The 25,029-nt window shown below is 64.5% G+C and carries 29 protein-coding genes; 12 read left to right on the plus strand and 17 right to left on the minus strand.

The window, feature by feature from the left end:
* Positions 1–91: 91 nt before the first annotated feature.
* From H5V43_RS01565 to H5V43_RS01575, 3 genes are all read right to left on the minus strand, one after another.
* Positions 92–283, minus strand: coding sequence for a YezD family protein (locus H5V43_RS01565; RefSeq protein WP_025549910.1), 192 nt, complete (start codon positions 281–283; stop codon positions 92–94).
* Positions 284–439: 156 nt separating this feature from the next.
* Positions 440–1,108 carry an RBBP9/YdeN family alpha/beta hydrolase gene (locus H5V43_RS01570; RefSeq protein ID WP_025549911.1) on the minus strand — a complete coding sequence of 223 codons (669 nt, stop codon included), beginning with the start codon at positions 1,106–1,108 and terminating at the stop codon, positions 440–442.
* Between the two features lie 172 nt (positions 1,109–1,280).
* Positions 1,281–1,646, minus strand: coding sequence for a PRC-barrel domain-containing protein (locus H5V43_RS01575; protein WP_025549912.1), 366 nt, complete (start codon positions 1,644–1,646; stop codon positions 1,281–1,283).
* A gap of 102 nt (positions 1,647–1,748) precedes the next feature.
* Here H5V43_RS01575 and H5V43_RS01580 point away from each other — a divergent pair, with 102 nt between their 5' ends.
* Positions 1,749–2,180: an OsmC family protein gene (locus tag H5V43_RS01580; protein ID WP_025549913.1), complete on the plus strand. Its 432-nt coding sequence runs from the start codon at positions 1,749–1,751 to the stop codon at positions 2,178–2,180.
* On the opposite strand, the gene H5V43_RS01585 is transcribed toward H5V43_RS01580, so the two are convergent.
* From H5V43_RS01585 to H5V43_RS01635, 11 genes are all read right to left on the minus strand, one after another.
* Positions 2,172–3,077: a DMT family transporter gene (locus tag H5V43_RS01585; protein WP_025549914.1), complete on the minus strand. Its 906-nt coding sequence runs from the start codon at positions 3,075–3,077 to the stop codon at positions 2,172–2,174. The two genes, H5V43_RS01580 and H5V43_RS01585, sit on opposite strands and share 9 nt — an antisense overlap.
* Positions 3,078–3,478: 401 nt before the next feature.
* Positions 3,479–4,285, minus strand: a complete 807-nt coding sequence (locus tag H5V43_RS01590; protein ID WP_025551236.1) for a class I SAM-dependent methyltransferase — start codon at positions 4,283–4,285, stop codon at positions 3,479–3,481.
* 123 nt (positions 4,286–4,408) lie between these two features.
* A complete protein-coding gene (locus H5V43_RS01595; protein WP_025551234.1) occupies positions 4,409–5,935 on the minus strand; it encodes a TadA family conjugal transfer-associated ATPase in 1,527 nt (508 codons plus the stop codon).
* 340 nt (positions 5,936–6,275) lie between these two features.
* Positions 6,276–6,530, minus strand: coding sequence for an ATP synthase F1 subunit epsilon (locus H5V43_RS01600; protein ID WP_044661760.1), 255 nt, complete (start codon positions 6,528–6,530; stop codon positions 6,276–6,278).
* A 4-nt stretch (positions 6,531–6,534) separates the two neighbouring features.
* The gene (locus H5V43_RS01605) at positions 6,535–7,107 is read right to left on the minus strand and encodes a hypothetical protein (RefSeq protein WP_128830856.1); all 573 of its coding nucleotides are present in this window, start codon (positions 7,105–7,107) and stop codon (positions 6,535–6,537) included.
* A 5-nt stretch (positions 7,108–7,112) separates the two neighbouring features.
* Positions 7,113–8,558 (minus strand): F0F1 ATP synthase subunit beta, encoded by a 1,446-nt coding sequence (atpD, locus tag H5V43_RS01610; protein ID WP_025551231.1) that lies wholly within the window; start codon positions 8,556–8,558, stop codon positions 7,113–7,115.
* A gap of 21 nt (positions 8,559–8,579) precedes the next feature.
* On the minus strand, positions 8,580–9,464 hold the full coding sequence (locus tag H5V43_RS01615) for a F0F1 ATP synthase subunit gamma (protein ID WP_025551229.1): 885 nt from the start codon (positions 9,462–9,464) through the stop codon (positions 8,580–8,582).
* Between the two features lie 3 nt (positions 9,465–9,467).
* Positions 9,468–10,094, minus strand: a complete 627-nt coding sequence (locus H5V43_RS01620) for a LysE family translocator (RefSeq protein ID WP_025551227.1) — start codon at positions 10,092–10,094, stop codon at positions 9,468–9,470.
* Positions 10,095–10,221: 127 nt separating this feature from the next.
* Positions 10,222–11,751 carry a F0F1 ATP synthase subunit alpha gene (atpA, locus tag H5V43_RS01625; RefSeq protein ID WP_044661763.1) on the minus strand — a complete coding sequence of 510 codons (1,530 nt, stop codon included), beginning with the start codon at positions 11,749–11,751 and terminating at the stop codon, positions 10,222–10,224.
* Positions 11,752–11,761: 10 nt separating this feature from the next.
* Positions 11,762–12,316, minus strand: coding sequence for a F0F1 ATP synthase subunit delta (locus H5V43_RS01630; RefSeq protein ID WP_025551226.1), 555 nt, complete (start codon positions 12,314–12,316; stop codon positions 11,762–11,764).
* A 215-nt stretch (positions 12,317–12,531) separates the two neighbouring features.
* Positions 12,532–14,082: a S1C family serine protease gene (locus H5V43_RS01635; protein WP_025551224.1), complete on the minus strand. Its 1,551-nt coding sequence runs from the start codon at positions 14,080–14,082 to the stop codon at positions 12,532–12,534.
* A 118-nt stretch (positions 14,083–14,200) separates the two neighbouring features.
* Between H5V43_RS01635 and ada the strand changes: the two genes are divergently transcribed.
* Together ada and H5V43_RS01645 are read left to right on the plus strand one after the other, a co-directional pair.
* On the plus strand, positions 14,201–15,262 hold the full coding sequence (ada, locus tag H5V43_RS01640; RefSeq protein ID WP_048576179.1) for a bifunctional DNA-binding transcriptional regulator/O6-methylguanine-DNA methyltransferase Ada: 1,062 nt from the start codon (positions 14,201–14,203) through the stop codon (positions 15,260–15,262).
* 133 nt (positions 15,263–15,395) lie between these two features.
* Positions 15,396–16,841, plus strand: coding sequence for a tetratricopeptide repeat protein (locus H5V43_RS01645; RefSeq protein WP_052816772.1), 1,446 nt, complete (start codon positions 15,396–15,398; stop codon positions 16,839–16,841).
* Here the strand turns inward: H5V43_RS01645 and H5V43_RS23845 are convergent.
* From H5V43_RS23845 to H5V43_RS01660, 3 genes are read right to left on the minus strand one after another with little or no spacing between them, the layout of a single operon-like run.
* Positions 16,810–17,052, minus strand: a complete 243-nt coding sequence (locus tag H5V43_RS23845) for a DUF1289 domain-containing protein (RefSeq protein WP_306812478.1) — start codon at positions 17,050–17,052, stop codon at positions 16,810–16,812. The two genes, H5V43_RS01645 and H5V43_RS23845, sit on opposite strands and share 32 nt — an antisense overlap.
* Complete coding sequence (locus tag H5V43_RS01655; protein ID WP_099186344.1) at positions 16,980–19,151, minus strand: primosomal protein N'; 2,172 nt, start codon at positions 19,149–19,151, stop codon at positions 16,980–16,982. The genes H5V43_RS23845 and H5V43_RS01655 overlap by 73 nt, the downstream gene beginning before the upstream one ends.
* A 48-nt stretch (positions 19,152–19,199) precedes the next feature.
* On the minus strand, positions 19,200–19,865 hold the full coding sequence (locus tag H5V43_RS01660; protein ID WP_025550463.1) for a DUF2490 domain-containing protein: 666 nt from the start codon (positions 19,863–19,865) through the stop codon (positions 19,200–19,202).
* A gap of 143 nt (positions 19,866–20,008) precedes the next feature.
* On the opposite strand from H5V43_RS01660, the gene fsa reads away from it, so the two are divergent.
* The 9 genes from fsa to H5V43_RS01705 all read left to right on the plus strand — a co-directional run bounded on the left by fsa (position 20,009) and on the right by H5V43_RS01705 (position 25,026).
* Positions 20,009–20,662 (plus strand): fructose-6-phosphate aldolase, encoded by a 654-nt coding sequence (gene fsa / locus H5V43_RS01665; protein ID WP_025550461.1) that lies wholly within the window; start codon positions 20,009–20,011, stop codon positions 20,660–20,662.
* A 105-nt stretch (positions 20,663–20,767) separates the two neighbouring features.
* Entirely contained in the window at positions 20,768–21,112 is a 345-nt protein-coding gene (locus H5V43_RS01670; protein ID WP_025550459.1) for an antibiotic biosynthesis monooxygenase family protein, read from the plus strand.
* A gap of 193 nt (positions 21,113–21,305) precedes the next feature.
* Entirely contained in the window at positions 21,306–23,327 is a 2,022-nt protein-coding gene (locus tag H5V43_RS01675; protein WP_244968645.1) for an acyltransferase family protein, read from the plus strand.
* Positions 23,328–23,510: 183 nt separating this feature from the next.
* A complete protein-coding gene (locus H5V43_RS01680; protein WP_025550457.1) occupies positions 23,511–23,780 on the plus strand; it encodes a hypothetical protein in 270 nt (89 codons plus the stop codon).
* On the plus strand, positions 23,777–24,028 hold the full coding sequence (locus H5V43_RS01685) for a hypothetical protein (protein WP_025550455.1): 252 nt from the start codon (positions 23,777–23,779) through the stop codon (positions 24,026–24,028). The genes H5V43_RS01680 and H5V43_RS01685 overlap by 4 nt, the downstream gene beginning before the upstream one ends.
* Positions 24,025–24,270 carry a hypothetical protein gene (locus tag H5V43_RS01690; protein WP_025550453.1) on the plus strand — a complete coding sequence of 82 codons (246 nt, stop codon included), beginning with the start codon at positions 24,025–24,027 and terminating at the stop codon, positions 24,268–24,270. The genes H5V43_RS01685 and H5V43_RS01690 overlap by 4 nt, the downstream gene beginning before the upstream one ends.
* Positions 24,263–24,460: a hypothetical protein gene (locus H5V43_RS01695; RefSeq protein WP_128830821.1), complete on the plus strand. Its 198-nt coding sequence runs from the start codon at positions 24,263–24,265 to the stop codon at positions 24,458–24,460. The genes H5V43_RS01690 and H5V43_RS01695 overlap by 8 nt, the downstream gene beginning before the upstream one ends.
* 1 nt (position 24,461) lies before the next feature.
* Positions 24,462–24,833, plus strand: coding sequence for a hypothetical protein (locus H5V43_RS01700; protein WP_037483426.1), 372 nt, complete (start codon positions 24,462–24,464; stop codon positions 24,831–24,833).
* Between the two features lies 1 nt (position 24,834).
* Complete coding sequence (locus H5V43_RS01705) at positions 24,835–25,026, plus strand: hypothetical protein (RefSeq protein ID WP_025550449.1); 192 nt, start codon at positions 24,835–24,837, stop codon at positions 25,024–25,026.
* Positions 25,027–25,029 lie beyond the last annotated feature (3 nt).

Here is a 25,029-nt window from a genome sequence, read left to right on the forward strand (position 1 = left end):
AAAATGTGGCCCACCCCTTGCCACCTGTTATCCGGCCCTTTGCGGGCCTTGTTCAGCAACCCTGAATCTTCTTGCTCCCCCCGCTGTTGTTTCAGGCGGTGAGGCGCGTCTTTTCCGTCACGTCGATCTGCACGACGCGTGCGTCATGCACGGTCAGCGTGACAGATCCGAAACGAAGCGCCTCCAGCACGCTGCGCACCTTTTCGATGCTGACCGCAATGTCGTGGCGCTGCCCGTCACTGCGGCCGTTGCGGGCGAATTCAATCGATCGGTTTTCACTCATAAACACCTCTTAGCCGCTCTTTATCTCAACTGTATTGATAGACAAAAAAGCAAATATAAGGGGCGCTCAAGTTTCTCTTGTCGCGCCCCAAAAGCATCGTTTGGAAAATGGGTCCGGTTTTCCGTGGAAACGATGCGATAACAAAAAACTATAGATTTAACCGTTGACCCGCAGCGCCGCCAATCGCCGCTCCTGATGCGCCAGCGGGATGGCGGGCCGTAACTGGCGCATTGCAGAAGCCTGCTCATGCGCATTGTCGATCAGTTTTTCGAGCAAAGCCTGGCCGAAGCGCCATTCGCCCAGGCCCGAATCCGCATTGATATGGCCGCAAAAGCCCGCATCGACAAAGCTGCTGCCCCAATTCTTGCCGATGCTGTGGGCGCGTTCGAAGAAGATATAGGGATCGTTGCGGCTCGCCACGACGATCGAGGGAAAGGGCAGTTGCGCGCGGGGCGTGGGGCCGAAGCCGCCGATCGTCTCGGGCGTTTCCATCCGGTCGCAATCGGGCGGCGCCACCAGCAGCGCGCCGGTCACGGGCCAGCCATAGGCCTGGCTCTGCAAGGCGCCCCACCAGGCGACCGCAAGGCAACCCAGGCTGTGCGCGGCCAGGATGATCGGCCCCTCCGCCGCCCGGATCGCAGCGTCCAGCCGCGTGACCCAGCTATTGCGGCTGGGGCTGGCCCAGCTTCCCAGGTCGACCCGCTCGCAATCACCGCGCGTCTTTTCCCACAGCGTCTGCCAATGACCCGGCCCGCTATTGTTGAGACCCGGTATGGTCAGCACGACCGGCTGGCGCGCGTCTCCCGAATGTCCGAATCGCTCCATGGTCAAATCCTCGTCCTATTGTCGAGGGAGAGATAATTCTATTTATCCGGTAGACAATGGTCAAGCGGCAAAATGTGTCGGAATTTGGGCAACCCGATTCATCTGAGGTTCATATAGTGGAAAGGGTCGGGGACTACCACCTTTGCGCCGCCCGAAACCGCCGGAACGCCCCTTACCAGGGGTAGATCAGCCCATAATAGTGAAAGACGCTGCGGCCGTAAGCGTCGTCATAATCGGGTCGTTCGTCCGGCAGATGGCGGGGCGCTTGGTCCAATATGTCCCTGGCCAGGTCCACCACATAGCCGCCCTTGTCCGTGTCGTAGCTCAGCATCGACCAGGGCAGCGGATAATGATCGTTGCCGATGCCCAGGAAGCCGCCGAAGGACAGCACGGCATAGCGGACCTGCCAGCTGCGCTTGTCGACCATGAAGTTGGAAATGTGGCCCAGCCGCTCCCCCTGGCGGTTGTAGACAGTGGTGCCTTCGATCCGGTCGGATGCGATCAGGTCGCCATGATTTTCCCTCGCCATGTCAGACATCGTCACTCTCCTGCGAAGAAATCGCGTTATGCTGACCGAACCAAGGGGGACCGGGCGGGTTCCCCGGGGCAGACGAGATGATATGCGAACAGGAGGACGGTCATGAAGATCAATCGCAGCGGATCGGCGGTATGGAGCGGCGGCCTGAAGGACGGCAAGGGCGCGATTTCGACCCAGAGCGGCGCGCTGGATGCGCATCCCTATGGCTTTGCGATGCGCTTCGAAGGGGTGCCGGGCACCAATCCCGATGAGTTGGTCGCGGCGGCCCACGCCTCCTGCTTCACCATGGCGCTGTCGCTGATATTGGGCGAAGCGGGGCTGACGGCCGAGAAGATGGAGACCAACGCCGTCGTGACGCTGGAACAGCAGGAAGGCGGCTTTGCCATCACGGCGAGCAAGCTGAGCCTGAAGGCGACCATCCCCGGCGCGGACGATGCGCGGTTCCAGGAACTGGCCGCCAAGGCGAAGGCCAATTGCCCCGTGTCCAAGCTCTTGAATGCGGAGATCAGCCTGGACGCGGAACTGCTAGGCTAAAGGCGTGCGCCTGGCGCGGACATGTTCGCGCCAGGCGATGTACAGGCCGCTCCCCACGATCAGCGCCGCGCCGATCCACGTCGTCGCGATCGGCCAGTTGCCCCAGATCGCCCAGCCGAGCAGCGTCGTCCAGACGATGGAACTGTAGTCCATCGGCAGCACCACGGAAACGGGGGCCCAGCGCAGCGCCGCGGTCATGCAGATCTGCGCGATGCCGCCGGTCACGCCGATCAGCAGCAGCAGGCCCCATGTCATGGCGTCATGGGCCTGCCCGTGGAACAGCATCGCCACGCCCAGCGGCGGCAGGGAGAGGAGGGTGAACCAGAAGACGATCACCCCGGCGCTTTCCGTGCGGCCCAGTTCGCGCAGGACCAGGCTGACGCAGGCGGTGACGAAAGCGGCGGCGAGCGCGACCGCGACGCCGATAGCGGGGAAGTGCCCGGCATCCGGCCGGACCATCACGATCACGCCGAGAAAGCCGATGAGCACCGCGCTCCACCGGTGGATGCCGGTAGCCTCGCGCAGGATGAGGGCGGACAGGATCGTGCCGAAGATCGGCATGGTGAAGCCGATGGTCACCGCTTCTGCCGGCAGCAGCAGGATATAGGACAGGAAGTTGAGCACCATGCCGGTCAGGCCGATGATCATGCGGGTGGCATGGACGCCGATGCGTCGCGTGCGGATCGATCCCATGCCGCTTGTCATGGCGATCCAGGCGAATACCACCGGCAGCGCCAGGGCCTGGCGGTAGAACAGCGATTCCACCACATGGACGCCGCGCGCGTCGGCCAGCCTGACCGTCACGAACATGATCGAAAGGCAGATCACCGCGACCAGGCGCAGGCCAATGGCGGTGAACGGACGATGTGGGCGATTGGATGGGGGTGGGGGCGGCATGCGAACGCCTTAGCCCCGCTGCGGGAGGACGCAACCGCCCAAGGAGGGATGGACGGGTCCGGAATGCGGGAAATTGGCCAAATCCAAGACATTCCCCTCCCGCAGGCGGGAGAGGTTAGGGGTGGGTGCGAGCGCAGCGAGCTTCTGACTTAGCCGTTGAAAATTCACGCTGATGTCGCGCCAGCCCATCCCTTAGCCCCCTCCCGCCTGCGGGAGGGGGAATGTCCGCAATCCACCCCAATCAGCCGCTCGGCGCGTTAAGGAGCGTGCGGCGTTAAATCGGACGCAGGCCGCGCTTCAGCTTTCCGTGTCGCATCCTTTCAAGCAGAACCGGTTCCCGTCCTTCGACGGGCTCAGGACAGGTTTTTCTGCACGATGCCCCCCATTTTGTCTGCGCCGTTTCACTTCACCGGTTTGCGAAAACGCAGCGTCATCCGGTCGCTTTCCCCGATGGCGAGATATTTCGCCTTGTCGACCTCTCCATTGCGCAGGGTCGGCGGGAGCGTCCAGACGCCCTTTTCCCAGTCGGCCGTGTCCTTGGGATTGGCGTTGACCTCCGACGATCCGGCATATTCGAAGCCGGCCGCTTCAGCGAGGCGGCGGATGGTCGATACCTTGAGGTAGCCGCTGGTCTTCTCCAGCGCCGTATCGCGCCCTTCGGGCAGGCGATGGTCGACGATGCCCAGCGTCCCGCCCGGCTTCAGCAGGTCGTAAAAGGTCTTGAACGTGGCCGTTTCGGTCCCGCCCATCACCATATTGTGCACGTTGCGGAAGGTCAGCAGCGTGTCGACGCTGCCCGCCGGAATGAGACCGGTCTGGTCGGGGAAGGGCACGACCTTCACCTTGTCATAGACGTCCGGCTTCGCCGCGAGGAACGCCTTGTAGCCGTCCAGAGAGCGGCCGGTCGGCTGCAGCGCGTAGAAGGTGCCCTTTTCGCGCAGCAGCGGCGCCAGGATTTCCGTGTACCAGCCGCCGCTGGGCGCATATTCGACCACTGTCTGGTCCGGCTTCACCCCGAAGAAGGCAAGGGTTTGGGCCGGATGGCGGTAGGCGTCGCGAGCGGCATTGGCCGGGGTGCGGCTGGGGGCGGCGACCGCAGCCGCGATCGGATCGGCCGCCTGATGATGGTGCGCATGCTGCGCGGCGAGGGGAAGCAGCGGCAGGGACAGGCCGGTCAGCAGCAGGGCGGCGCGGGCTAGACGGTTCATCGGCATTCCTCTCTTTCTGGGGAATGTCCGATGTGCCGGTGATGCAGGCTCCGCGCAAGCAGGCCGGCGGGAAATATGCCCGCCGGCAGCAGATTGTCGTAATATGCGCTTATGGGCAGGTCGTTACAGGCAGGCTTCCAGGAAAGGCTGGTCGAAGCCGAACTGCCGCGCCTTGTCCAGCGTGTAGGGACGCAGGCCCATGGAACGATATTCCCCGATGATCTTCCCGCTGTCGTCCTCGTCATGATATTCGAACTTGAACAGTTCCTGGGTGACGATGACGTCGCCTTCCATGCCGATCACCTCGGTCACGTTGGTGACGCGGCGGGAGCCGTCGCGCAGTCGCTTCACCTGCACGATCAGGTCGACGGAGTCGGCAATCTGCTTGGAAATCGCTTCCTTGGGGATCTTGATGTCGCCCATCAGGATCATGTTCTCCATACGGCCGAGGCATTCGCGCGGGGAGTTGGAGTGGAGCGTGCACATGGAGCCATCATGGCCGGTGTTCATCGCGGCGAGCAGGTCGAAGCACTCCGCGCCGCGGATTTCGCCCAGGATGATGCGGTCGGGGCGCATGCGCAGGGCGTTCTTGACGAGGTCGCCGATGGTGATCGCGCCCTGGCCCTCCAGGTTCGGCGGGCGGGTTTCAAGCGGCAGCCAGTGCGGCTGTTGCAGGCGAAGTTCGGCCGCGTCCTCGATGGTCAGCACGCGCTCGCCGGGGTCGATCATCTTGGAGAGGGCATTGAGCATGGTCGTCTTGCCCGAACCCGTACCCCCCGAAATCACGATGTTGAAGCGGCAGGCGCCGGCGATCTTCAGCGCGGTGCACATCTTCTGGCTCATCGCGCCCCATTGGGCGAGCATGTCGAGCGTGATCGGCTTGGCGGAGAATTTACGGATGGAGATGGCGGTGCCGCGCAGGGATAGCGGCGGCACGATCACGTTGACGCGGCTGCCGTCGGGCAGGCGGGCGTCGGCCAGCGGCGTGGTCTGGTCGACGCGGCGGCCTACCTTGTTGACGATGCGCTGGGCGATCTGGAACAGATGCTCTTCGTCGCGGAACTTGATGGGCGCGATCTGGAGCTTGCCCTTCTTTTCGATATAGGTCTGCTCCGGGCCGTTGACCATGATGTCGCTGACGTCCGGATCGGCCAGCAATTCCTCCAGCGGGCCCAGGCCGAGCAGTTCGTCCACCAGCACCTTTTCCAGCGCGAACTGCTCGCGGCGGTTGAGGGTCAGCTTCAGTTCCGCCAGCACCTCCATGATGATCGGGCGGAATTCCTCGGCCAGCTCATCCTTGGTCAGCGTGGCGGCGGCTTCGGGATCGACGCGCTCCAGCAGGCGGGGGAGCACCTGCTCCTTGATCTTGTGGACCGAGGCTTCGAACCCCTGCGGTCCGGCATCGGCGGCATGTTCGGCATTGGCGCGATCCGACAGGCGCTGCATCGCGTCGGCATTGCGCTGCATCTGGCTTGTGGGCGCGGAGAGCGGATCGAGCGGGGCTTCCGGGGGCAGGGCCGTCATGTCCAGGGGCGGGAACTGCTCGCCGCCCTTGATCTCTTCCTTGGGCGCGCCTCCCTGCATCGGTCGGGCAAGGCCGAAACCCGGCTTGATGCCCGCAGGTCCATTTTTCCGTCCAAACGCGCTCATAATTCTCCGCCGAAATGATGTGCATCAGCCATGGTTGTTAAAGGTGAATAGCGTGGAAACTTTGATAAATGGCTAATGCGTCGGGTGGCCGGGCGCCGCAGCGGGGCGGGGCCTGCTTGGACATTCGAATGGCGTCTGCATTCGGCTGGCGGGAGGATGATGCTTGCCCACAAGATGCGAACTGTTGGCGTGGTGGCTGACATCCAGTCTTCAACGATAGGGCATTTCGGTCGTTGATGATCCTGATGAGAGCCATGTTCGGCCAGTCTGGAATGCCAAAGGGCCCCGTTCCGACTTGGAACGGGGCCCTTTGACTTTTAGCAGCGGTCAGTTTGGCTTATCAGCCGGCATGCTCCGCAAGGACGGTGAGGCCCTTTTCGTTCACCTCGGCAAAGCCGCCGCGAACCGGGATGATTTCCGGGGCGGCGCCGGCGTTGGCGAAGATCTGGATCGTGCCGTCACGGACGGTCGACATGAAGGGCGCATGGCCCTCCAGCACGCCGAAGTCGCCATCGGTGCCGGGGACGACCACCTGATAGACCTCTTCCGAGCGGACGAGCTTTTCCGGGGTCACGAGTTCGAAATGCAGTGCCATTGTCTTACTGAGCCTTTGCTGCATCAAGGGCGACGGTCATGATCATCTGAATGCCCTTGCCTTCATTGTAAACGATGTTGGGACCATCAAGAATGACGATCATATGCCCGCCGGGACGTTCCGCATTGAGGACCAGCAAATCCCGCATGAAATTGCCTTGCATCCCAGATCGGCTTTTATCGATCGTCCAGCCTATGGTCGACCGCAATTTGGTCGTCCAATCATATCTTGCCGTCAGCGAGAGCATGGTGTCGGCCAGCGTCACCTTACAAGCCGGCACCGAGGCGGAAGTAGCCAGCCACATCTTGCCTTCGGGCACGGCGACGGAAGCGTAGATGCCTTCCTTGCCAAATAAGCGGCTAGCCATGGTCTCCACATCGGCCGGAGGAATGGCCAAGGTGATACCGACGTTCTTCAACAGCTTTTCGTTCTTCGCGGTCAAATGGTCCCGCTCGGTAAGCTGTTGCGCGCAGGCTCGAAATGCTGTTTCCAGCGCGCTGGTCAACTGGGAGGCCGTCGTCTTGGCCGGTGTTGCCGATTGCAGCAAAGCTAGTGCAAGGACGACGCCTCCCATCATTTGCCTTACGCCGCTTCCGCAGCCAGCTTCTTCGCCTTTTCGATGGCTTCGTCGATGCCGCCGACCATGTAGAAGGCGTTTTCGGGCAGATGGTCATATTCGCCTTCGACCACGGCCTTGAACGACTTCACCGTATCCTCGATCTGGACGAACTTGCCCGAAATGCCGGTGAAGACCTCCGCGACGTGGAAGGGTTGCGACAGGAACTTCTGGATCTTGCGGGCGCGGGCGACGGTCAGCTTGTCCTCTTCCGACAGCTCGTCCATGCCCAGGATCGCGATGATGTCCTGAAGCGACTTGTACTTCTGGAGGATCGCCTGAACCGCGCGGGCGGTTTCATAATGTTCCTGACCGACGACGCGGGGTTCCAGAACGCGGCTGGTCGAGTCCAGCGGGTCGACCGCCGGATAGATGCCCAGTTCCGAAATGGCGCGGTTGAGAACGGTGGTGGCGTCGAGGTGCGCGAAGCTGGTGGCCGGCGCCGGGTCGGTCAAGTCGTCCGCGGGGACGTACACGGCCTGCACCGAGGTGATCGAACCCTTGTTGGTCGAGGTGATGCGCTCCTGAAGGGCGCCCATGTCGGTGGCGAGGGTCGGCTGATAGCCCACGGCCGAAGGAATGCGGCCGAGCAGAGCCGACACTTCCGCGCCCGCCTGGGTGAAGCGGAAGATGTTGTCGACGAAGAACAGCACGTCCTGACCTTCCTGGTCGCGGAAATATTCCGCGATGGTGAGGCCCGACAGGGCGACGCGCGCGCGGGCGCCCGGCGGTTCGTTCATCTGGCCGTAGACCAGCGCCACCTTCGAACCTTCGCTGATTGCGTTGCCGTCGGCGTCCTTGGCGATGACGCCTGCGTCGAGGAATTCGTGATAAAGGTCGTTGCCCTCGCGGGTACGCTCACCGACGCCCGCGAAGACGGAAGTGCCGCCATGGCCCTTCGCGATGTTGTTGATCAGTTCCTGAATGAGCACGGTCTTGCCGACGCCCGCGCCGCCGAACAGGCCGATCTTGCCGCCCTTCGCATAGGGAGCGAGAAGGTCGATGACCTTGATGCCGGTGACGAGGATCGAGGCGTCGGTCGACTGGTCGACGAATTCCGGCGCCTTGGCATGGATCGGGGCGGAGAGGGTGGTGCCGACCGGGCCGCGCTCGTCGATCGGTTCACCGACGACGTTCAGGATGCGGCCGAGCGTGGCCGGGCCGACGGGAACGCTGATCTGCGCGCCGGTGTCGGTCACTTCCTGACCGCGGGTCAGGCCGTCGGTCGAGTCCATCGCGATGGTGCGGACGGTGTTCTCGCCCAGATGCTGGGCGACTTCCAGCACGAGGCGCTGGCCGTTGTTGCTGGTCTCCAGCGCCGAGAGAATGGCCGGAAGTGCATCGGGGAAGGTGACGTCGACGACGGCGCCGATGACCTGGCTGATGCGGCCTACATTGTTGGTGGTTGCCATGACTACTGTCCTTGCCTGCACTTAAAGGGCTTCGGCGCCCGAGATGATTTCGACGAGTTCGGTGGTGATCGCGGCCTGACGGCTGCGGTTGTACTGAATGGTCAGCTTGTTGATGAGGTCGCCGGCGTTGCGGGTCGCATTGTCCATGGCGGTCATCGACGCGCCCTGTTCGGACGCATTGTTTTCCAGCAGCGCCTTGAATATCTGCACCGTGACGTTGCGCGGCAGCAGGTCGTCGAGGATCGCTTCCTCGCTCGGTTCATATTCCACCGTCGCGCCGATGGCGTTGCGGTCGGCGTCGGCCGGGATCTTCACCGGAATGATCTGCTGCTCGGTCGGGATCTGGGCGAGCGCCGACTTGAAGCGCGAGAAAAAGAGATGCGCGACGTCGAACTTGCCGTTCAGATACATGTCGGTCAGTTCGCGGGCGATCTCCTCTGCCTGCGCATAGCCCGGTTCCTTGACGCCGGTGGTGTCGAACTGGGCGACGATCATGCCGGGGAAGGTGCGGTTGATGACCGGACGGCCCTTGCGGCCGATCAGGTAAAAGCGGACGGTCTTGCCTTGCTGGATCAGTTCGTCCGCCTTGGAGCGGGCGGCCTTGACGATGTTGGCGTTGAACGCGCCGGCAAGGCCACGGTCCGAATTGGCGACGACCAGCAGATGGACATCGTCCTTACCGGTGCCGGCCAGCAGCGGGGAGGCGCCTTCGCCCGAACCCCCTGCGATCTTCGAGGCGAGGCTGGCGACGACCGCTTCCAGGCGGCTGGAATAGGGGCGGGCGGCTTCGGCGGCGGCCTGCGCCTTGCGCAGCTTCGCGGCGGCGACCATCTGCTTGGCCTTGGTGATCTTCTGGGTCGATTTGACCGACCCGATGCGCAGCTTCAGTTCCTTGAGGCTAGCCATAGTTCAAACATTCCGAGCAAGGGCCAGACGGCCCGCGAGACCAAAGAAACCGACGCCCATGGCGCCTTCGAACCAGCGCATCGCGCTGCTCTGCCCGACCTTGCGCCCCGCCTTGGTGGCGAGGATCGCGAGAAGGGCGCACCAGAAGAAACCCAGTCCATAGACGATCGCGATCAGCAGCATGCCCTGCCATGGTGCGTCCGGACCGGTGCCGACGAACTGCGGCAGCGCGGCCAGGAAGAAGATCGCGACCTTCGGGTTCAGCACGGTGCTGATGAATCCCTGCGCGAAGGGCGATCCGCCGATCCGCAGCCTGGGCGCTTCCGATGCGGGCGACGGCTTCACCGCGCCGCGCAGCATCGAAAGGCCGAGCCATGCGAGATAGATCGCGCCCGCGATCTTCACCGCCATGAAGAGGCCCGGCACGGCGTTCAACACGCTGAGGAAGCCGAAGCCGCAGAGCGCCATGTAGAACAGCCCGCCAAGCTGGATGCCGCCGATCGCCGCCATTCCCGCCCTCAGCCCGCGCCGCGCCGCGTGACCAGCCACCAGCATGGTGTCCGGTCCCGGCAGCAGCACCAGACCGATTGACATCACGGTCCAGGCGAGGAGGGAATGGGCGGTGAGCATTGCGAACTAGCGGTTCTCTTCCTTTTTCACCCGTCATCCCCGTGGGGGGGCCATCTCCCTTGCGTTGCGTCTGGGCGCTCGGTCGGGAGATGGGTTCCCGCTTTCGCGGGAATGACGGGGTGGTGCGTTATGCGAAGGTCTTGCCGAACGAGTCCAGCGCGGCCTTCAGCTTCGCCTTGGGCTCGTCGCCCAGATCCTTGCTGTCGCGGATGGCGGCCAGCACCTCGGGATGGTCGTGGCGCAGATAGGCGAGCATCAGCTCTTCATAGCGCGTCACGTCCTTGACCGGGATGCTGTCCAGATAGCCATTGGTGCCCGCGAAGATCGACGCCGTCTGCTCTTCGAAGGGCAGGGGCGAGAACTGGGCCTGCTTGAGCAGTTCGGTCAGGCGCGCACCGCGGTTCAGCAGCTTCTGGGTCGAAGCGTCGAGGTCCGAGCCGAACTGGGCGAAGGCCGCCATTTCGCGATACTGGGCCAGCTCCAGCTTGATCGAGCCGGAAACCTTCTTCATCGCCTTGGTCTGCGCGGCGGAGCCGACGCGCGACACCGACAGGCCGACGTTGATGGCCGGACGGATGCCCTGATAGAAGAGGTTTGTTTCGAGGAAGATCTGGCCGTCGGTGATCGAGATCACGTTGGTCGGAATATAGGCCGACACGTCGCCCGCCTGCGTTTCGATGATGGGCAGCGCGGTCAGCGAGCCGGCGCCGTTGGCGTCGTTCATCTTCGCGGCGCGCTCCAGCAGGCGGCTGTGCAGGTAGAAGACGTCGCCCGGATAGGCTTCGCGGCCCGGAGGACGGCGCAGCAGCAGCGACATCTGGCGATAGGCGACGGCCTGCTTGGAAAGGTCGTCATAGACGATCACGGCATGCATGCCGTTGTCGCGGAAGAATTCGCCCATGGTGACGCCGGTGTAAGGGGCGAGATACTGGAGCGGAGCGGGTTCCGAGGCGGTCGCGGCGACGACGATCGAATATTCCATCGCGCCATTTTCTTCGAGCTGCTTGACGATCTGCGCGACGGTCGAGCGCTTCTGGCCGACGGCGACGTAGATGCAGTAGAGCTTCTTGCTCTCATCGTCGCCCGCGTTGATGCCCTTCTGGTTGATGAAGGTGTCGATCGCGACGGCGGTCTTGCCGGTCTGGCGGTCGCCGATGATCAGCTCGCGCTGGCCACGGCCGACGGGGACGAGGGCGTCGATCGCCTTGAGGCCGGTCTGCACGGGTTCGTGCACCGACTTGCGGGGAATGATGCCCGGCGCCTTGACTTCGACGCGCTTGCGTTCGGTGTACTGGATCGGGCCCTTGCCGTCGATCGGGTTGCCGAGGCCGTCGACCACGCGGCCAAGCAGGCCCTTGCCGACGGGCACGTCCACGATGGTGCCGGTGCGCTTGACGGTGTCGCCTTCCTTGATCTCGGCATCCGAGCCGAAGATCACGACGCCGACATTGTCGGCTTCCAGGTTGAGCGCCATGCCCTGCACGCCATTGGCGAACTCGACCATTTCGCCCGCCTGGACGTTGTCGAGGCCATGGACACGGGCGATGCCGTCACCCACGGTCAGCACGGAACCGACTTCGCTCACCTGCGCTTCGGTGCCGAAATTGGCTATCTGGTCCTTGATGACCTTCGAAATTTCTGCGGCGTTGATATCCATGTTCAGCCTTTCAGCCTTTCATCGCGTGGGCGAGACTATTCAAACGGGTGCGGATGGAGGAATCGATCATCTGGCTGCCGATCTTGACGACCAGCCCGCCCAGGATCGCGGGATCGACCTTGGCATCGAGCGCGACGTCGCGGCCGACGCGGGCGCGCAGGCCCTGTTGCAGGGCGTTGACCTGTCCGGCGTCGAGCGGATGGGCGCTCGTCACTTCGGCGCGAACCTCGCCCTTGTGATTCGACAGCAGCGTCTCATAGGCGCGGATGATCGCGGGCAGCTGGGAAAGGCGGCGGTTCTGCGCCAGCACGCCCAGGAAATTCGTCGTCAGCGGGTCGAGGCCCATGGAGGATGCGACGGCGGCGATCGTCTTACCCGCTGCGTCGCGGCTGAGGACGGGGCTGTTCACCAGGCCCTTGAAATCGGCCGATTCGGCTAGTGCCGCCTTGAGCGCAGCCAAGCTCGCCGCGACGGTGTCGAGCGTCTTGCCGTCGCGGGCCAGATCGAACAGCGCCACCGCATAGCGGCCGCTGAGGCTGGCCTGAATACCGCCGGTCGTCTCCACGCGCTTACCGTCCTCCACTTGATTCTGGCATTTTGAATTGCCGGTCATGCAAAAAGGGGGCGCGGTTCTGTCCGTCCCGGTCCCCTGTTGGGGGGCCGGTTAGCAGTGGGATTGTGACTATGCAAGCCATGGAACGCGATTCGACCGTCAGTATGAAATCATCGCGATTTGACTGAGTTTTTATATGGGACGAATCGTTGGTCGCCGCCCCGCTTTTATTTCCCCTCGGGGGTGAGCCGACCCTTTTGGCAATGGTAGACGATCCGTTCATTGGGTTGGGCCGGAAGCAGAGCGGCGAGATCGTTCTGCAGCGTGGCGATTTTCCCCAGCAGGGCAGAATCGCTCCCGCAGCCCTTGATCGCGCCGCCGCCCAGCGCGCGGGCCTTTGCCATGGTGTCGATGTCGGGCAGCCAGCGCTGGACCCGAAGCGTGCCCGTTGCCGGATCGAAGCGGCTGACGGTCACGAAATTATGGTCGTCGGGAACGGCCGCGCGCTGCCAGCCGGTGCCGGAGGAGACATATTGGGTGTCGCCGTCGACGCAGCCTCCCTCCGCCCAGTGGAATCCGATGTCATTGGGTTGGGATATGGTGAGCCGGCTGCGATTCACGTCCACCCGGCAGACATTGTCGCCGGCCCAGGCATAGGCGTTGTTGCCCATGACGTTCGCGTCCTGCGGCAGTTCGATGCGTTCTTCGATACTGGAGAAGCTGGGCTTCAGGAAGAACAGTCCGATCGCCGCGAACAGCAGGACGCCGCCGCCCGCCAGCCACCAGGTGGCGCGCCGTTCCCGGCCCTGGCTGTAGAACAGGCCGCCTGCGCCGAGGCCGAGCACCGCCAGCGCCAGCAGCACGGCGGCGCCCGCCATCGCATTTTCCCGGGCGGAAATGACGTCGCGTTCGGCCGTGTCGCGGGCCTTGTCCAGCGCGGCTTCGCGAGCGTCCGCGCGGGCGCGTTCGGATTGCTCGCTCCGCGCTTCCTCCCGCTGGGCGAGGGCGGCTTCGGCGGCGTCCGCCTCCGCCATCGAGCGGCAGGGAACGACGGTGTGCAGCGACGATATGCCGGCCTGCCGCAGGAAGGAGGCGACTTCCCGCCAGGACACGGCGAAGCCGAACTCCGCATCATTGCCGTCGGAGACCGATCCGAAACTGTTGACCCCCAGCACCCGGCCGCAATCGTCGACCAGCGGCCCGCCGCTATTGCCTGCGGCCAGCGGCGCGGTGTGCAGCACCGTATCGAAATTCTGGCTGGCCCTGCCTGAGGACACAGTGCCGCTGGTCTTCACCGTGCCGAGCGGTTCCACCAGTTGCTTGAGGCCAAGGCCCTGCGCGCGGTCCACCGTGCCGGGATAGCCGATGGCGGTGACATGCTGCCCGTCGCTCACCGCCCCGGCGTAGAAGGTGCTGACCGGCAGGCTGCCTTCCTCCAACTGGATCAGCGCCAGGTCGTTGCCGGGCGAGAAGGCGATGATCCGGCCGCCATAGGTCTTTGTCCCCTCCGAAGGGATGACGCCGATGACAAGGTCCTTCTCCTCCCGCGTCAGTTCGACCACATGGGCGTTGGTGATGATCTTGTCCGGCGCGACCGCGAAGCCGCTGCCATGGCCCACGAAATAGGCGTCGGAGCCGTTGGTCGCGACCAGCACGACGCGGACAACGCCGCGGGCGGCGGCTGCGATGTCCTGCTGTTCGGCATGCGCGCCGGAGGGCCCGGCAAGAGCCAGGAGCGCGGCCAGAACAGGGGCGAGGCGACGGAATAGTGCGACCATGGTTGGCGGCATTCATATGCGATGGTGGGATTGAGGCAATGCGCAAAAAAGCGTGGAGCCGCTTTTTGAGCGCAAGCGGCGGGAAGGCTGATGCGTCGGGCGCGGCTATCCCTTATTCATGACCGAGATGAGACAGCCCGAAGCCCCGATCCACGCCATGCCGGACGCAGATGCCTGCTGGGACGCCTTTCTGGGGCGCGACCGGAGCTTCGACGGGCGGTTCGTGGGCGCTGTGCTGACCACCGGCATCTATTGCAAGCCGAGCTGCGCGGCGCGGCATCCCCGGCGGGAGAATATGATCTTCCTTGCCGACCCGGAGGCAGCGCGGGCGGCGGGTTTCCGCGCCTGCCTGCGCTGCCGCCCCGACGAGGTCGGGCGCGACCGGCTGGCGGTGGAGGCGGCCATCGCCTTCATCGCTGCCGCCGAGACCCCGCCCTCGCTGGAGGAGGTGGCGGCGCATGCGGGCTATGCGCCGCATCATTTCCACCGGCTGTTCAAGCGCGAAACGGGGATGACGCCGGCCGCCTATGCCCGATCGCTGCGCACCGAACGGCTGAAAAGCGCGCTGGAGGAGGGGAGCAGCGTCACCGGCGCGATCTATGAGGCGGGCTATAATGCGCCCAGCCGCGCCTATGCCGATGCGGAACGGCATCTGGGCATGACGCCCAGCGCCTGGAAGGATGGCGGGCGGGGCGTGGCGATTCGCCATGCGGTGGTGCAGACCGGCCTGGGGCCAGCGCTGGTCGCGGGGACCGAGCGGGGGCTTTGCCGGATCAGCTTCGACGAGGATGAGGCGGATTTGCGCCGGCGCTTCCCCAAGGCGGAGATCCTGCCCGCCGACGAGGGGCTTTCGGCCCTGGCGGCGCAGGTCGTGCGGTTGATCGACGATCCGTCGGAGCCGCCGGACTTGCCGATGGATGTGTGTGGGACGGCGTTTCAGCAGGCGATATGGGCGGCCTTGCGCGCGATCCCGCCGGGGGAGACGCGCACCTATGGCGAAATTGCGGCGGCCATCGGCAGGCCAGGCGCCGTGCGGGCCGCCGGGACGGCTTGCGGCGACAACAATCTGGCCGTGCTGATCCCTTGCCATCGAGTGTTGCGGAGCGATGGGAGCCTGGGCGGATACGCCTATGGCACGCCGCGCAAGCAGGCCCTGCTGGAGCGCGAAAGCCGGGGCTGAAACCACGCTTTTCGCTTTTCTTTCAGCAGACTGTCGGCCATGAGTGCCGCCGGGGTTCAACGCCGTTGCAGGGGGTGGCGTGACGATTCGGGTGTTGAAGGGGCTGCTGCTCCTGGCGGGCGCGTTGGCGATCATGCCGGGTACGGCGCAGGCGGCGTGGTTGCAGGCGAACAGCCGGCATTTCACCATCATGAGCGACGGCAGCGAAGCCAGGCTGCATGAATTTGCCGAGAAGCTGGAAAAATTCGACGGCCTGTTGCGCCGCGTGACCGGCGTCGACGATCCGGAGGCGGGCAGCCCGGTCCATGTCTATCTTCTGTCCAACGACGCCAAGGTGAAGGCGCTGGCGCGCAATCCCAATATCGGCGGTTTCTACACGACGTCGGATCGCTTCGCTTATGCCGTCCTGGCGCGGGGCGCGAAGACGAGCGATTATGATGTGGGTGCCGAGGACATATTGTTCCACGAATATACCCATCATTTCATGCTGCATCATTTCCCGGCGGCTTATCCGGCGTGGTATGTGGAGGGTTTCGCGGAATTTTTCTCCGCCGTGAAATTCCCCAAGGACGGGTCGATCCAGTTCGGCCGCATCCCGATGGCGCGGGCGCCCACGCTGGTGCAGGATTCGCCCTATCCGCTGAAGGACCTGTTCGCCCGCGATACGGACGGGCTGGGGCTGCGGGACGGAGATCGCTATTATGGCACGGCCTGGCTGCTCACCCATTATTTCCAGTATAAGGCCGACCGGCGGGCGGAAATCAGCCATTATCTGAAGGATCTGGCGGCCGGCGTGCCGGATATGAAGCTGGATGGCTATTTTGCCGGGGGCGTCGAGGGGCTGGAAAAGGACCTGAAGGCCTATATGCGCCGTCCCTTGTCGGCATCGCGGCTCGATCCCAGCGCAGTGACGGTGGGAGCCATCGCGATCGGCCCGGTCGATCCGGCGCAGGGTGCGCTGATCGAGGATGAATTGCGGCTGATGAACCATCCCCGCACCGAAGATTTGCCCGACATCGTCCGTGCGATCCGCGCCACCGCCGCCAAATTCCCGTCCAGCGCCTATGCGCTGGCGCTGCTGGCGGAGGCGGAGTGGGAGGCGGAGGAGAAGGCCGCGGCGCTGGCCGACGCCGATCGCGCGATCGCGCTCGATCCCGGACTGTCGCGGGCCTATAGCGCGCGGGCGCGGGCATTGCTGGAGCGGGCGCAGGACGATGACAAGGAGGAGGATTGGAAGGCTGCGCTGAAGGCCATCGTCAAGGCGAATCGCGCGGATACGGAAGACCCGGTGCCGCTGGCGCTGTTCTACCGCTATCATGCGATGAAGGGCGGGCTGATGCCGGACATCGGCTATGACGGCCTGGCCAAGGCCTTTCTGCTGCTGCCGCAAAGCCCGGAATATCGGATGACCTATGTGCAGGCCCTCGCATTCCGGGGGGACTATGCCAAGGCATCCCAACTGCTCGACCCGCTGGCCTATTCGCCGCACCCCTCCGGCACGCGCGACGCCGCGCTGGCCCTCAAGAAGCGCTTCGATGCCGAGGCCGCTAGGAAGAAAAGCCCTTCAACCGCTCCATGATCGCGCGGCGCTGGGCCTTGCTCATCCCTGCCCAGCGTCGGATTTCGTCCGTCGTCCGTCCGCAACCGGTGCAGATCCGCCCGGGCTTGTCGAGCTTGCAGATGTTGACGCAGGGGCTTTCCATGGGTGTTCGGGCCATCACATGAAGCTGTACGGGTCGACGTCGACCGCCACCCTTGTGCCTGATTTCCAGCTGAGGTTGCCCAGCCATTCCCGGATCGCGTCCTGCACGTCGACCTGCCGCGTCGCGTGGATCAGCAGGCGGTGGCGGTGCCGCCCGCGCAGCACGGAAAGCGGGGCCGGGGCGGGTCCGTAGACGCGCATCCCCTCGATCGAGGGCGCGGACTTGCCGATCAGCCGCGCGACCTCGGCGGCTTCGTCCGCATCCTCGCTGGACACGATGATCGCGGCGAAGCGGCCGAAGGGCGGGGCGTTGGCGTGGCGGCGATTCTCCGTCTCCACCTCGTAGAAGCGCTCTGCATCGCCTGCGATCAGGGCCTTGATGACCTCTGCCTCCGGCATGCGGGTCTGGATGAAGACGCGGCCCGGTTTCTGCCCGCGCCCGGCGCGTCCGGCGACCTGCACGATCTGCTGGAAGGTGCGTTCCGACGCGCGCAGGTCGCCGCCTTCGAGGCCCAGATCGGCATCGATCACGCCCACCAGCGTCAGGTTGGGGAAGTGATAGCCCTTGGTGACGAGTTGCGTGCCGATGATGATGTCGACGGCGCCCGCCTCCACCGACTTCACGAATTCCGCGACCTTGGCGGGCGACCAGAGCGTGTCGGAGGTGACGATGGCGGTGCGCGCATTGGGCCAGAGCGCCTTCACCTCGTCGGCGATGCGCTCCACGCCGGGACCGCAGGCGACCAGCGAATCCTCCTCCTTGCATTCCGGGCAGAAGCGCGGGGCGGGGATGACATGGCCGCAATGGTGGCAGGCAAGGCGGTGGGTCAGCCGGTGCTCGACCATCCAGGCGGTGCAATTGGGGCATTGGAAGCGATAGCCGCAATGACGGCAGAGCGTCAGCGGCGCATAGCCCCGGCGGTTGAGGAAAAGCAGGCTCTGCTCGCCCTTTTCCATCGTCTCGTCGATGGCGCGGACCAGCGGCGGCGCGATCCAGCGGCCACGCTCCGGCGGGTCGGTGAGCAGGTTGATGCCCTCTATGTCCGGCATGGCCGCGCCGCCGAAGCGGGAAGGCAGCTTGATTTCCCTGTAGCGGCCAAGCTCGACCTGATGCCGCGTCTCTATGGCGGGGGTGGCGGAGGCGAGGATGACCGGGAATTTCTCGATGAGGCCGCGCATCACCGCCACGTCGCGGGCATGATAGTGGACGCCATCCTCCTGCTTGAAGCTCGCCTCATGCGCTTCGTCCACCACGATCAGGCCCAGATTGGGATAGGGCAGGAACAGGGCGGAGCGGGCGCCGACCACCACCGACGCCTCGCCCGCCGCGATCGCCCGCCAGGCGCGCCGCCGCTCGCTCTGGCGCAGGCCGCTGTGCCAGTTGACGGGGACCGTGCCGAAGCGCTTTTCGAAACGTTCCAGAAAGGGCTCGGTCAGCGCGATTTCGGGGAGCAGCACCAGCACCTGCCGTCCCTCGCGGATAGCGGCGGCGATAGCTTCGAAATAGACTTCCGTCTTGCCCGATCCGGTCACGCCGTCGAGCAGGAAGGGGGCGAAGGCCCGTTCCCTGACCGCTTCGATGAACTGGTCGGCGGCCGCGCCTTGCCCATCGGACAGCAGCGGCGGGGCATGATCGGGATTCGGCATGGGGAAGGGGGTGTCGACGCTGACCTCCACCGCTTCGAAGGCGCCCGCCTTGATGAGGCCGCGGATCACCGCGTCGCTGACTCCCCCGATCATCGCCAGCTCGCGGATCAGCCCCTGCCGCTCGCCGATGCGCTCCATCGCCTGGGTGCGCTGTTCGGTCATGCGGTCAGGAAGGTCGCCCGTGGCGCGATATTCGATGACGGTGCGCGCGCCCTCCAGCGCCGCCATGGATGCCAGCGTCATGCGCAGCACGGCGGCGATGGGGGCGAGATAATAATCCGCCGTCCACTCGATCAGGCGGCGCAGCGTCTCCGGCACCGGGGGCGCGTCGACCGGGCCGACGATGTTGCGCAGGCGGTTGTCGCCCACCGTCTCGATTTCGGGAAAGCTGTCCTCGTCCCACACCACGCCGACGATCTGGCGCGGACCCAGCGGCGCGACGACGATGCTGCCGGGCTTGACGTTCATCCCATGCGGCACGCGATAGTCCAGCGGCCCCAGGGCGGCGTTCAGCAGGATGACACGGGCGCGCGAACTCATTGCCCTCTCCCTAATGGCAGGGGCGGTTGAGGCAAGCCCTGGAGCGCGTCAGATTTTCCAGCTCAATGTCAGCCAGGGGATGTGCGCCACCGCATCCGGGCGGCCGTCGCGGAACGTCTGCTGCCGCATATAGAGCAATTGCGCGTCCAGCGCCCTGGCGATCGGATGGCGCAGGCCGATCTGGTTGCGCATCACGGCAAGGCCCGGCCTGTCGCCGGGGCGGGCGCGGTTCAGGTGGAACATCAGCTCGGCCGCCGCGATCAGCGTCCACCGTTTCGCCGCATCCAGCGGCACCGAAGCCTGCATCCGTTGTCGCAGCCGCCAGCTTGCCCTGTCGGTGGTATCGAAAAAGCGCTGTTCGATGCGGGTGCGGCTCATCCAGATGCCTTTCGTCAGCGTCACCTGCTGGAACAGCCGCATTTCCTGTTCCGGTTCGGAGCGGAAAAAGGCGACGCCGCCGCCGATCTGCACCGCCCCGGCGACGCGATGGTCGATCAGGACGCGCACCGTCTGCTGCCCGCCATTGGAGGATGCCTGGCGGAAGCGCTGGCTGAGGTCGAGCGACACAAGGTCCGAATCGCTTGCCTGCACGACCAGCGATTCGGTCGTCCACAGTTGATTTTCCTGGCTGGCGGCGAAGGCGGGCGAGGCGGCCAGGAGGCCGACGGAGATCAGCGCGTCCGATATGTGGCGGGGACGCTGGCGGCGGGGCATGGATCGGTCCTTTGGAAAGGTGCCGCCGTCATAATGTTGCGCCGGGCGGAAGGTAAAGGGGCAGCCTCCGGCAATAATGGCTAATCCGTCATGGAGCCGCTAAAGGAAACGCGATTCGTCCCTTCCTCTGCCGGAGCAGATCCATGAAGTTCTTCGTCGACACCGCCGACACCAATGAAATCCGCGAACTCGCCGCCACCGGCCTGCTGGACGGCGTCACCACCAACCCCTCGCTGATCCACAAGTCGGGCCGCAAGTTCCTGGAGGTGGTGGAGGAAATCTGCGGCATCGTGGAAGGCCCCGTGTCGGCGGAGGTCGTCGCGCTCGACCATGAGACGATGATGAAGGAAGCCGCGGTCTTGCGGAAGATCGCCGGCAATGTCTGCATCAAGGTGCCGCTGACGATCGATGGCCTCAAGACCTGCAAGGCGCTGACTGGGGATGGCGTGATGGTGAACGTCACCCTCTGCTTCTCGGCCAATCAGGCGCTGCTGGCGGCCAAGGCGGGCGCGACCTTCATCTCGCCCTTCGTCGGGCGACATGACGACAATGGCTTCGACGGCATGAAGCTGATCGAGGACATTCGCCTGATCTACGACAATTATTCCTTCGCCACGGAAATCCTGGTCGCAAGCGTGCGTCACCCGATCCATGTGCTGGAAAGCGCGAAGATCGGCGCCGACGTGATGACCGCGCCGCCGTCCGTCATCAAGGCGCTGTTCAACCATGTGCTGACCGAGAAGGGCATTGCCGGCTTCCTGGCGGACTGGGAAAAGACCGGCCAGTCGGTCCTCTGATCCGAGTTGGGGGTTTGAGGAAGGGCGCGCAGGCCGGTCCTGCGCGCCTTTTTTGTCGCAACCTTCGCCGGGGAGCGTCATTCTCCTGCGCAAAGGAGAGGCACGATGTTCGTCGCGGTCTATTGGTGGCGCGTTCACCCCGGCAAGGAGGATCAGTTCCGCAAGGCCTGGCGCCGGGGAACCGACCTGATCCGCGAAAAATATGGCAGCTACGGTTCACGCCTGCATCGCGATGCCGACGGGCGCTTCGTCGGCTATGCCGAATGGCCGGACGAAGCGAGCTGGCGCGCGGCTTTCGATCAGAAGATGGTCTATGACGATCCCGAGACGCGCGCCGCCTTCGTCGACGCCATAGCGGAGGTGCCGCCGGACGCCGATCCCATCTTCACCATGACGGTGACCGACGACCTGCTGTTGCGTTCAGCGGAGGGGCGTGGCGGCGGCGACTGACCGATCGGACTAGGCGCGCCTCCCTTGCGCGTCCCTTCCTTGCGTCTTCCAGCCAGCCCCCTAACACCTTTGACCCTGGCGGCTGTCCCGATGCGCCGATGCGCCGGTCGAGACAGGCTCTATCACCATCAGCGCCTGCCAGATCCCGGAAAAGAGGAGGGAAAGCATCGCCGCCAGCGCATCCTGTCCGGCCTTGCCCGCGCCGACCGCGCTGGAGGCCAGCCCGTCCGTTGCCTATCGGCGCGACATCGATGGGCTGCGCGCATTGGCGGTGCTGCCGGTGCTGTTCTATCATGTCCGCCTCTGGCCCTTTTCCGGAGGTTTCATTGGCGTCGACATCTTCTTCGTCATCTCCGGCTATCTGATCGCCTCGATCATTGCGCGGGAGCTGGCGGAAGGCCGGTTCAGCCTCACCGATTTCTATGTGCGGCGCATCCGCCGGATATTCCCCGCCCTGTTCGCGACCATCGCCGTCACCATCATCGCCGGCAGCCAGATCCTGCTGCCGCTGGACTATCGCGCGCTTGGCCTGAGCGCCGCGGCGACGGTGCTGTTCGCCAGCAACCTCCATTTCGCGCGGCATAGCGGCTATTTCGGCAGCGCCGCGGAAGAAGCGCCGCTGCTGCACACATGGTCGCTGGCGGTGGAGGAGCAATTCTACATCCTCTTCCCGCTGCTGATGCTGTGTGCCTTTCGGGCGGGCGGGCGGACGCGGCTCCTGCTGGGGGTGGCGGCGCTTCTGTCCTTCGCCACGGCGCTGCTGCTGGTCGACCGTGCGCCGGTGCTGGCCTTCTACCTTCCCTTTCCCCGCGCCTGGGAGTTGCTGGCGGGCGCGTTGCTGGCGACGGATATGCTGCCGCCGCTGCGGAACCGTTGGGCGGCGCAGCTCTGCGCGCTGGCGGGGGTGGCGTCGATCGGCTGGGCGCTGTTCGGCTTTTCCAGCGCGACGGCCTTTCCGGGGCTGAACGCGCTTTACCCGGTGCTGGGGGCGCTACTGATCCTGCATGCGGGGCAGAGCGGGTCGGCGGTCAGCCATCTGCTGGGCGGCGCGATGCCCGTGGCGGTCGGCCGCATCTCCTATTCGCTCTATCTGTGGCACTGGCCGCTTGTCGTCTTCTGGACCTATCGCACGGACGGCGACTGGCGGTTGCGGGAGCAGTTGCTCATCATCCTGCTCTCACTCCTCCTCGCCGCTTTCTCCTGGCGCTTCATCGAGGAGCCGTTCCGCCGGGCCCGTCGCTTCACGGCAGGCCGCGCCTTCGCGCTCGCCGGCGCGATGATGGCGGCGGGGTGCGGAGCGGGCGCGCTGCTCTACCTGTCCGGCGGCCTGCCTGCGCGAGTGGCGCCCTCCGTCGCCGCGCTCGATGCGGCGAGCCGGAGCATGGCCTATCTGCCGGAGCGCTGTTCGGGCATGGCGGCGGTGCGGCACCGGGCGCTGTGCGCGGTGGGCGCGCATAACGGCACGGCGCCCAGTTTCCTGCTCTGGGGCGATTCCCACGCCCATGCGCTGAAACCCGCATTCGATCAGGCAGGCGATGCGCTGGGTCTGTCCGGACGGATCGCATCCTATCCTGCCTGCCCCACCCTGCTGGGGCTGGATCGGCTGGACCAGCCCGCCAGCCATGATTGCAGCGCCTTCAACGCGCAGGTGCTGGCGATGCTGCGCGACAGTCCGACGATCCACACGGTCTTCCTGGTGTCCCGCTGGGGTCTGTGCGCCAACGGACGCCGCCCCGAAGGCGGCACGCCCTGCTATCTCGGCCGGGACGGGAATGACGACCGGAGCCTCAAGCGCGACGCTTTGCTGTTTCGCGCGGGGCTGAAGGAAACGGTGCGGACACTGACCGGCATGGGCAAGCGGGTCATATTGGTCGCGCCCATTCCGGAATTCCGCCGCAACGTGCCGGAAAGCCTTGCGCGGGCGGAACTCTACAGCGAACCGGCGCAACTGGACCTGCCGCTGGCGGATTATCTGCGGCGGCAGCGCGACGTGTTCGGCGCCTTTGACGAGATGCGGCGGCGCTTCGCGGCCGGCGTCGTCTATCCGCACCGCCTGCTCTGCGGCACCGGCCATTGCGCGACGATGATGCATGGCGTGCCGCTTTATTCCGACGACGACCATCTGTCGCGGCAGGGCAGCCTGCTGCTGAGCGGCATGGTCCATGAAGCGATGCGGCCGATCCGGGAACGGGCCGGCCGCCCCGAAAAGCGCTGAACTGGCGGAAAATGGCGACCCCGACAGGATAGCCACAATTAGTCTGAAACAATGGCTTGCGTTGGCAAACGCCATTTTTCGACCCACGCATTCCCGCCGAGTCCCGCAGCAGTTGGCAAACCAATTTGGGCCGGAATCTGCGTCAACAGACCCGGCCCTGCATAGCGAAAGGAGGGTTCCGCTATGACTGATGTACAATACTGCGAAATCTGTGAGCAGGAAACCGAGTGGGATTATTCAAAGGAATTTGGCGATCACGATTGGTGTAAGTCGTGCGGCATCAGCAAGGAAATGCTGGAGGGGGTTAAGGCTCCAGGCGGATGCGAGCTGCACCCCGATGGCACGCACGAATTCGGATTTGGCTTAGCGGGCGGCGGGATGGGGAGCTACTCCGTGTGCAACGAGTGCTGCGCCATTTTCGATGTCGAACTGTGGCCGGAGGATGCAGCATGAAGGAACAATATCGCGTCTGGTGCCCAGACAACGGAGAAGCCGAGGACGATTGCGTCCTACTGATGGCCTACGACCATGAGGAGGCGGCGCGCGAAGTGGTCGAGAAATCATACCACGAAGAGCCGTTTGATTGTCCGATGACTGTTCATGTCCGCTGCACCTTTGGCGGCGATGATGGTGAGCTGAGAATTTTCAGCGTCCATCCGGAACCGACCATCAGCTTCTATTCGTATGAGGTACGGTCATGACCATCATTGATGACCCGCTCAGCAAAATCGCTGACGCCATCGCCATATCCGACGCCGCCGAGAAGGCCTGTCCTGTCAATAAGGGCCGGTGTGGCTTCAATGACAAATGCCCCCTTTGTGGCGCGAAGGCGAGCGAAACATGTTTCCGAACTGCGGCGGCCGACTATCGGGCCATGAAGATGGTTCGCGAGGCATACGCGCACCTGTCCTATCCCCCGCGAAAGGTCCGGCGGCATGGCTGATTGGACCCCGCTATCTCCTGCCTGCATGAAGTGCGAGCGCGTGACCGGAAAAGATACCTGCTTTCCCGGCCCATGCGTCTACTTCCATGAGCAGAACAAGCCCGGCACCAAGGCGAACCAAATCGCGCAGATCGATCGCATCCGTCGCGGCTTGATCTCCCACCCCCACAAGGATCACCCCCATGTCTGAGATGATGAAGCTGGCTGAGATTGTGGAAAAGGCGAACGGCCCGGATCAGGAGTTGGATGCTCGGATATGGTGCGTTCTCAACGGGGCGCGGTATAAGAGCCATTGGCAGGCATACCAAAGCGAAGAAACGCAGGTGGAGTATACTGAGCCGGGGAAACGGACATTATTCACCAGCAACAGGGGCAATCACGCCAAGCAATGGACGGGTTCTCTCGACGCGGCGATGACGCTCGCAGATGCTGCGGACGACCCTCTCGATATTCTGGAGGAGGCGCTCGCGTCGGCCCGCGAAGAACGTGACGGCATATATTTCCTGCCGCTTCATATCTGCGCCGCCGCCCTGCGCGCCCGCGCCCACCTTGAGGGGGAGTGAGATGGACGATAACGAGAAAGCCAAGGCGGAAGCTCGCTTCATGATGACCCGCCGCATCGGGCAGGCGCGCTTTGATGAGCAGAAGCGGATCGGGGACCGCATCGAACAGATGATTTACGAAGCTAAATCGATAGAGACGACTGAAGTCCTCGTTGCGCTGGCCCGGTACGTTTTTGAAGGTGGAAAGCCATGACCG

It is taken from the genome of Sphingobium fuliginis, from assembly GCF_015074805.1.
In the GTDB taxonomy this organism is placed as follows: domain Bacteria; phylum Pseudomonadota; class Alphaproteobacteria; order Sphingomonadales; family Sphingomonadaceae; genus Sphingobium; species Sphingobium fuliginis.

Excerpts from the sequence above, each read along its gene's own strand:
- H5V43_RS01580 (WP_025549913.1), top strand. The coding sequence starts at position 1,749 with ATGAAGATCAATCGCAGCGGATCGGCGGTATGGAGCGGCGGCCTGAAG.
- H5V43_RS01660 (WP_025550463.1), bottom strand. The coding sequence starts at position 19,865 with ATGCCCCGCCGCCAGCGTCCCCGCCACATATCGGACGCGCTGATCTCC.
- atpA (WP_044661763.1), bottom strand. The coding sequence starts at position 11,751 with ATGGATATCAACGCCGCAGAAATTTCGAAGGTCATCAAGGACCAGATA.
- H5V43_RS01655 (WP_099186344.1), bottom strand. The coding sequence starts at position 19,151 with ATGAGTTCGCGCGCCCGTGTCATCCTGCTGAACGCCGCCCTGGGGCCG.
- H5V43_RS01685 (WP_025550455.1), top strand. The coding sequence starts at position 23,777 with ATGAAGGAACAATATCGCGTCTGGTGCCCAGACAACGGAGAAGCCGAG.
- H5V43_RS01645 (WP_052816772.1), top strand. The coding sequence starts at position 15,396 with ATGCCGGGTACGGCGCAGGCGGCGTGGTTGCAGGCGAACAGCCGGCAT.
- H5V43_RS01595 (WP_025551234.1), bottom strand. The coding sequence starts at position 5,935 with ATGAGCGCGTTTGGACGGAAAAATGGACCTGCGGGCATCAAGCCGGGT.
- atpD (WP_025551231.1), bottom strand. The coding sequence starts at position 8,558 with ATGGCAACCACCAACAATGTAGGCCGCATCAGCCAGGTCATCGGCGCC.
- fsa (WP_025550461.1), top strand. The coding sequence starts at position 20,009 with ATGAAGTTCTTCGTCGACACCGCCGACACCAATGAAATCCGCGAACTC.
- H5V43_RS01585 (WP_025549914.1), bottom strand. The coding sequence starts at position 3,077 with ATGCCGCCCCCACCCCCATCCAATCGCCCACATCGTCCGTTCACCGCC.
- ada (WP_048576179.1), top strand. The coding sequence starts at position 14,201 with ATGACCGAGATGAGACAGCCCGAAGCCCCGATCCACGCCATGCCGGAC.
- H5V43_RS01590 (WP_025551236.1), bottom strand. The coding sequence starts at position 4,285 with ATGAACCGTCTAGCCCGCGCCGCCCTGCTGCTGACCGGCCTGTCCCTG.
- H5V43_RS01690 (WP_025550453.1), top strand. The coding sequence starts at position 24,025 with ATGACCATCATTGATGACCCGCTCAGCAAAATCGCTGACGCCATCGCC.
- H5V43_RS01705 (WP_025550449.1), top strand. The coding sequence starts at position 24,835 with ATGGACGATAACGAGAAAGCCAAGGCGGAAGCTCGCTTCATGATGACC.
- H5V43_RS01635 (WP_025551224.1), bottom strand. The coding sequence starts at position 14,082 with ATGGTCGCACTATTCCGTCGCCTCGCCCCTGTTCTGGCCGCGCTCCTG.
- H5V43_RS01565 (WP_025549910.1), bottom strand. The coding sequence starts at position 283 with ATGAGTGAAAACCGATCGATTGAATTCGCCCGCAACGGCCGCAGTGAC.
- H5V43_RS23845 (WP_306812478.1), bottom strand. The coding sequence starts at position 17,052 with ATGGCTGGGCAACCTCAGCTGGAAATCAGGCACAAGGGTGGCGGTCGA.
- H5V43_RS01680 (WP_025550457.1), top strand. The coding sequence starts at position 23,511 with ATGACTGATGTACAATACTGCGAAATCTGTGAGCAGGAAACCGAGTGG.
- H5V43_RS01695 (WP_128830821.1), top strand. The coding sequence starts at position 24,263 with ATGGCTGATTGGACCCCGCTATCTCCTGCCTGCATGAAGTGCGAGCGC.
- H5V43_RS01670 (WP_025550459.1), top strand. The coding sequence starts at position 20,768 with ATGTTCGTCGCGGTCTATTGGTGGCGCGTTCACCCCGGCAAGGAGGAT.
- H5V43_RS01700 (WP_037483426.1), top strand. The coding sequence starts at position 24,462 with ATGATGAAGCTGGCTGAGATTGTGGAAAAGGCGAACGGCCCGGATCAG.
- H5V43_RS01620 (WP_025551227.1), bottom strand. The coding sequence starts at position 10,094 with ATGCTCACCGCCCATTCCCTCCTCGCCTGGACCGTGATGTCAATCGGT.
- H5V43_RS01600 (WP_044661760.1), bottom strand. The coding sequence starts at position 6,530 with ATGGCACTGCATTTCGAACTCGTGACCCCGGAAAAGCTCGTCCGCTCG.
- H5V43_RS01605 (WP_128830856.1), bottom strand. The coding sequence starts at position 7,107 with ATGATGGGAGGCGTCGTCCTTGCACTAGCTTTGCTGCAATCGGCAACA.
- H5V43_RS01575 (WP_025549912.1), bottom strand. The coding sequence starts at position 1,646 with ATGTCTGACATGGCGAGGGAAAATCATGGCGACCTGATCGCATCCGAC.
- H5V43_RS01570 (WP_025549911.1), bottom strand. The coding sequence starts at position 1,108 with ATGGAGCGATTCGGACATTCGGGAGACGCGCGCCAGCCGGTCGTGCTG.
- H5V43_RS01615 (WP_025551229.1), bottom strand. The coding sequence starts at position 9,464 with ATGGCTAGCCTCAAGGAACTGAAGCTGCGCATCGGGTCGGTCAAATCG.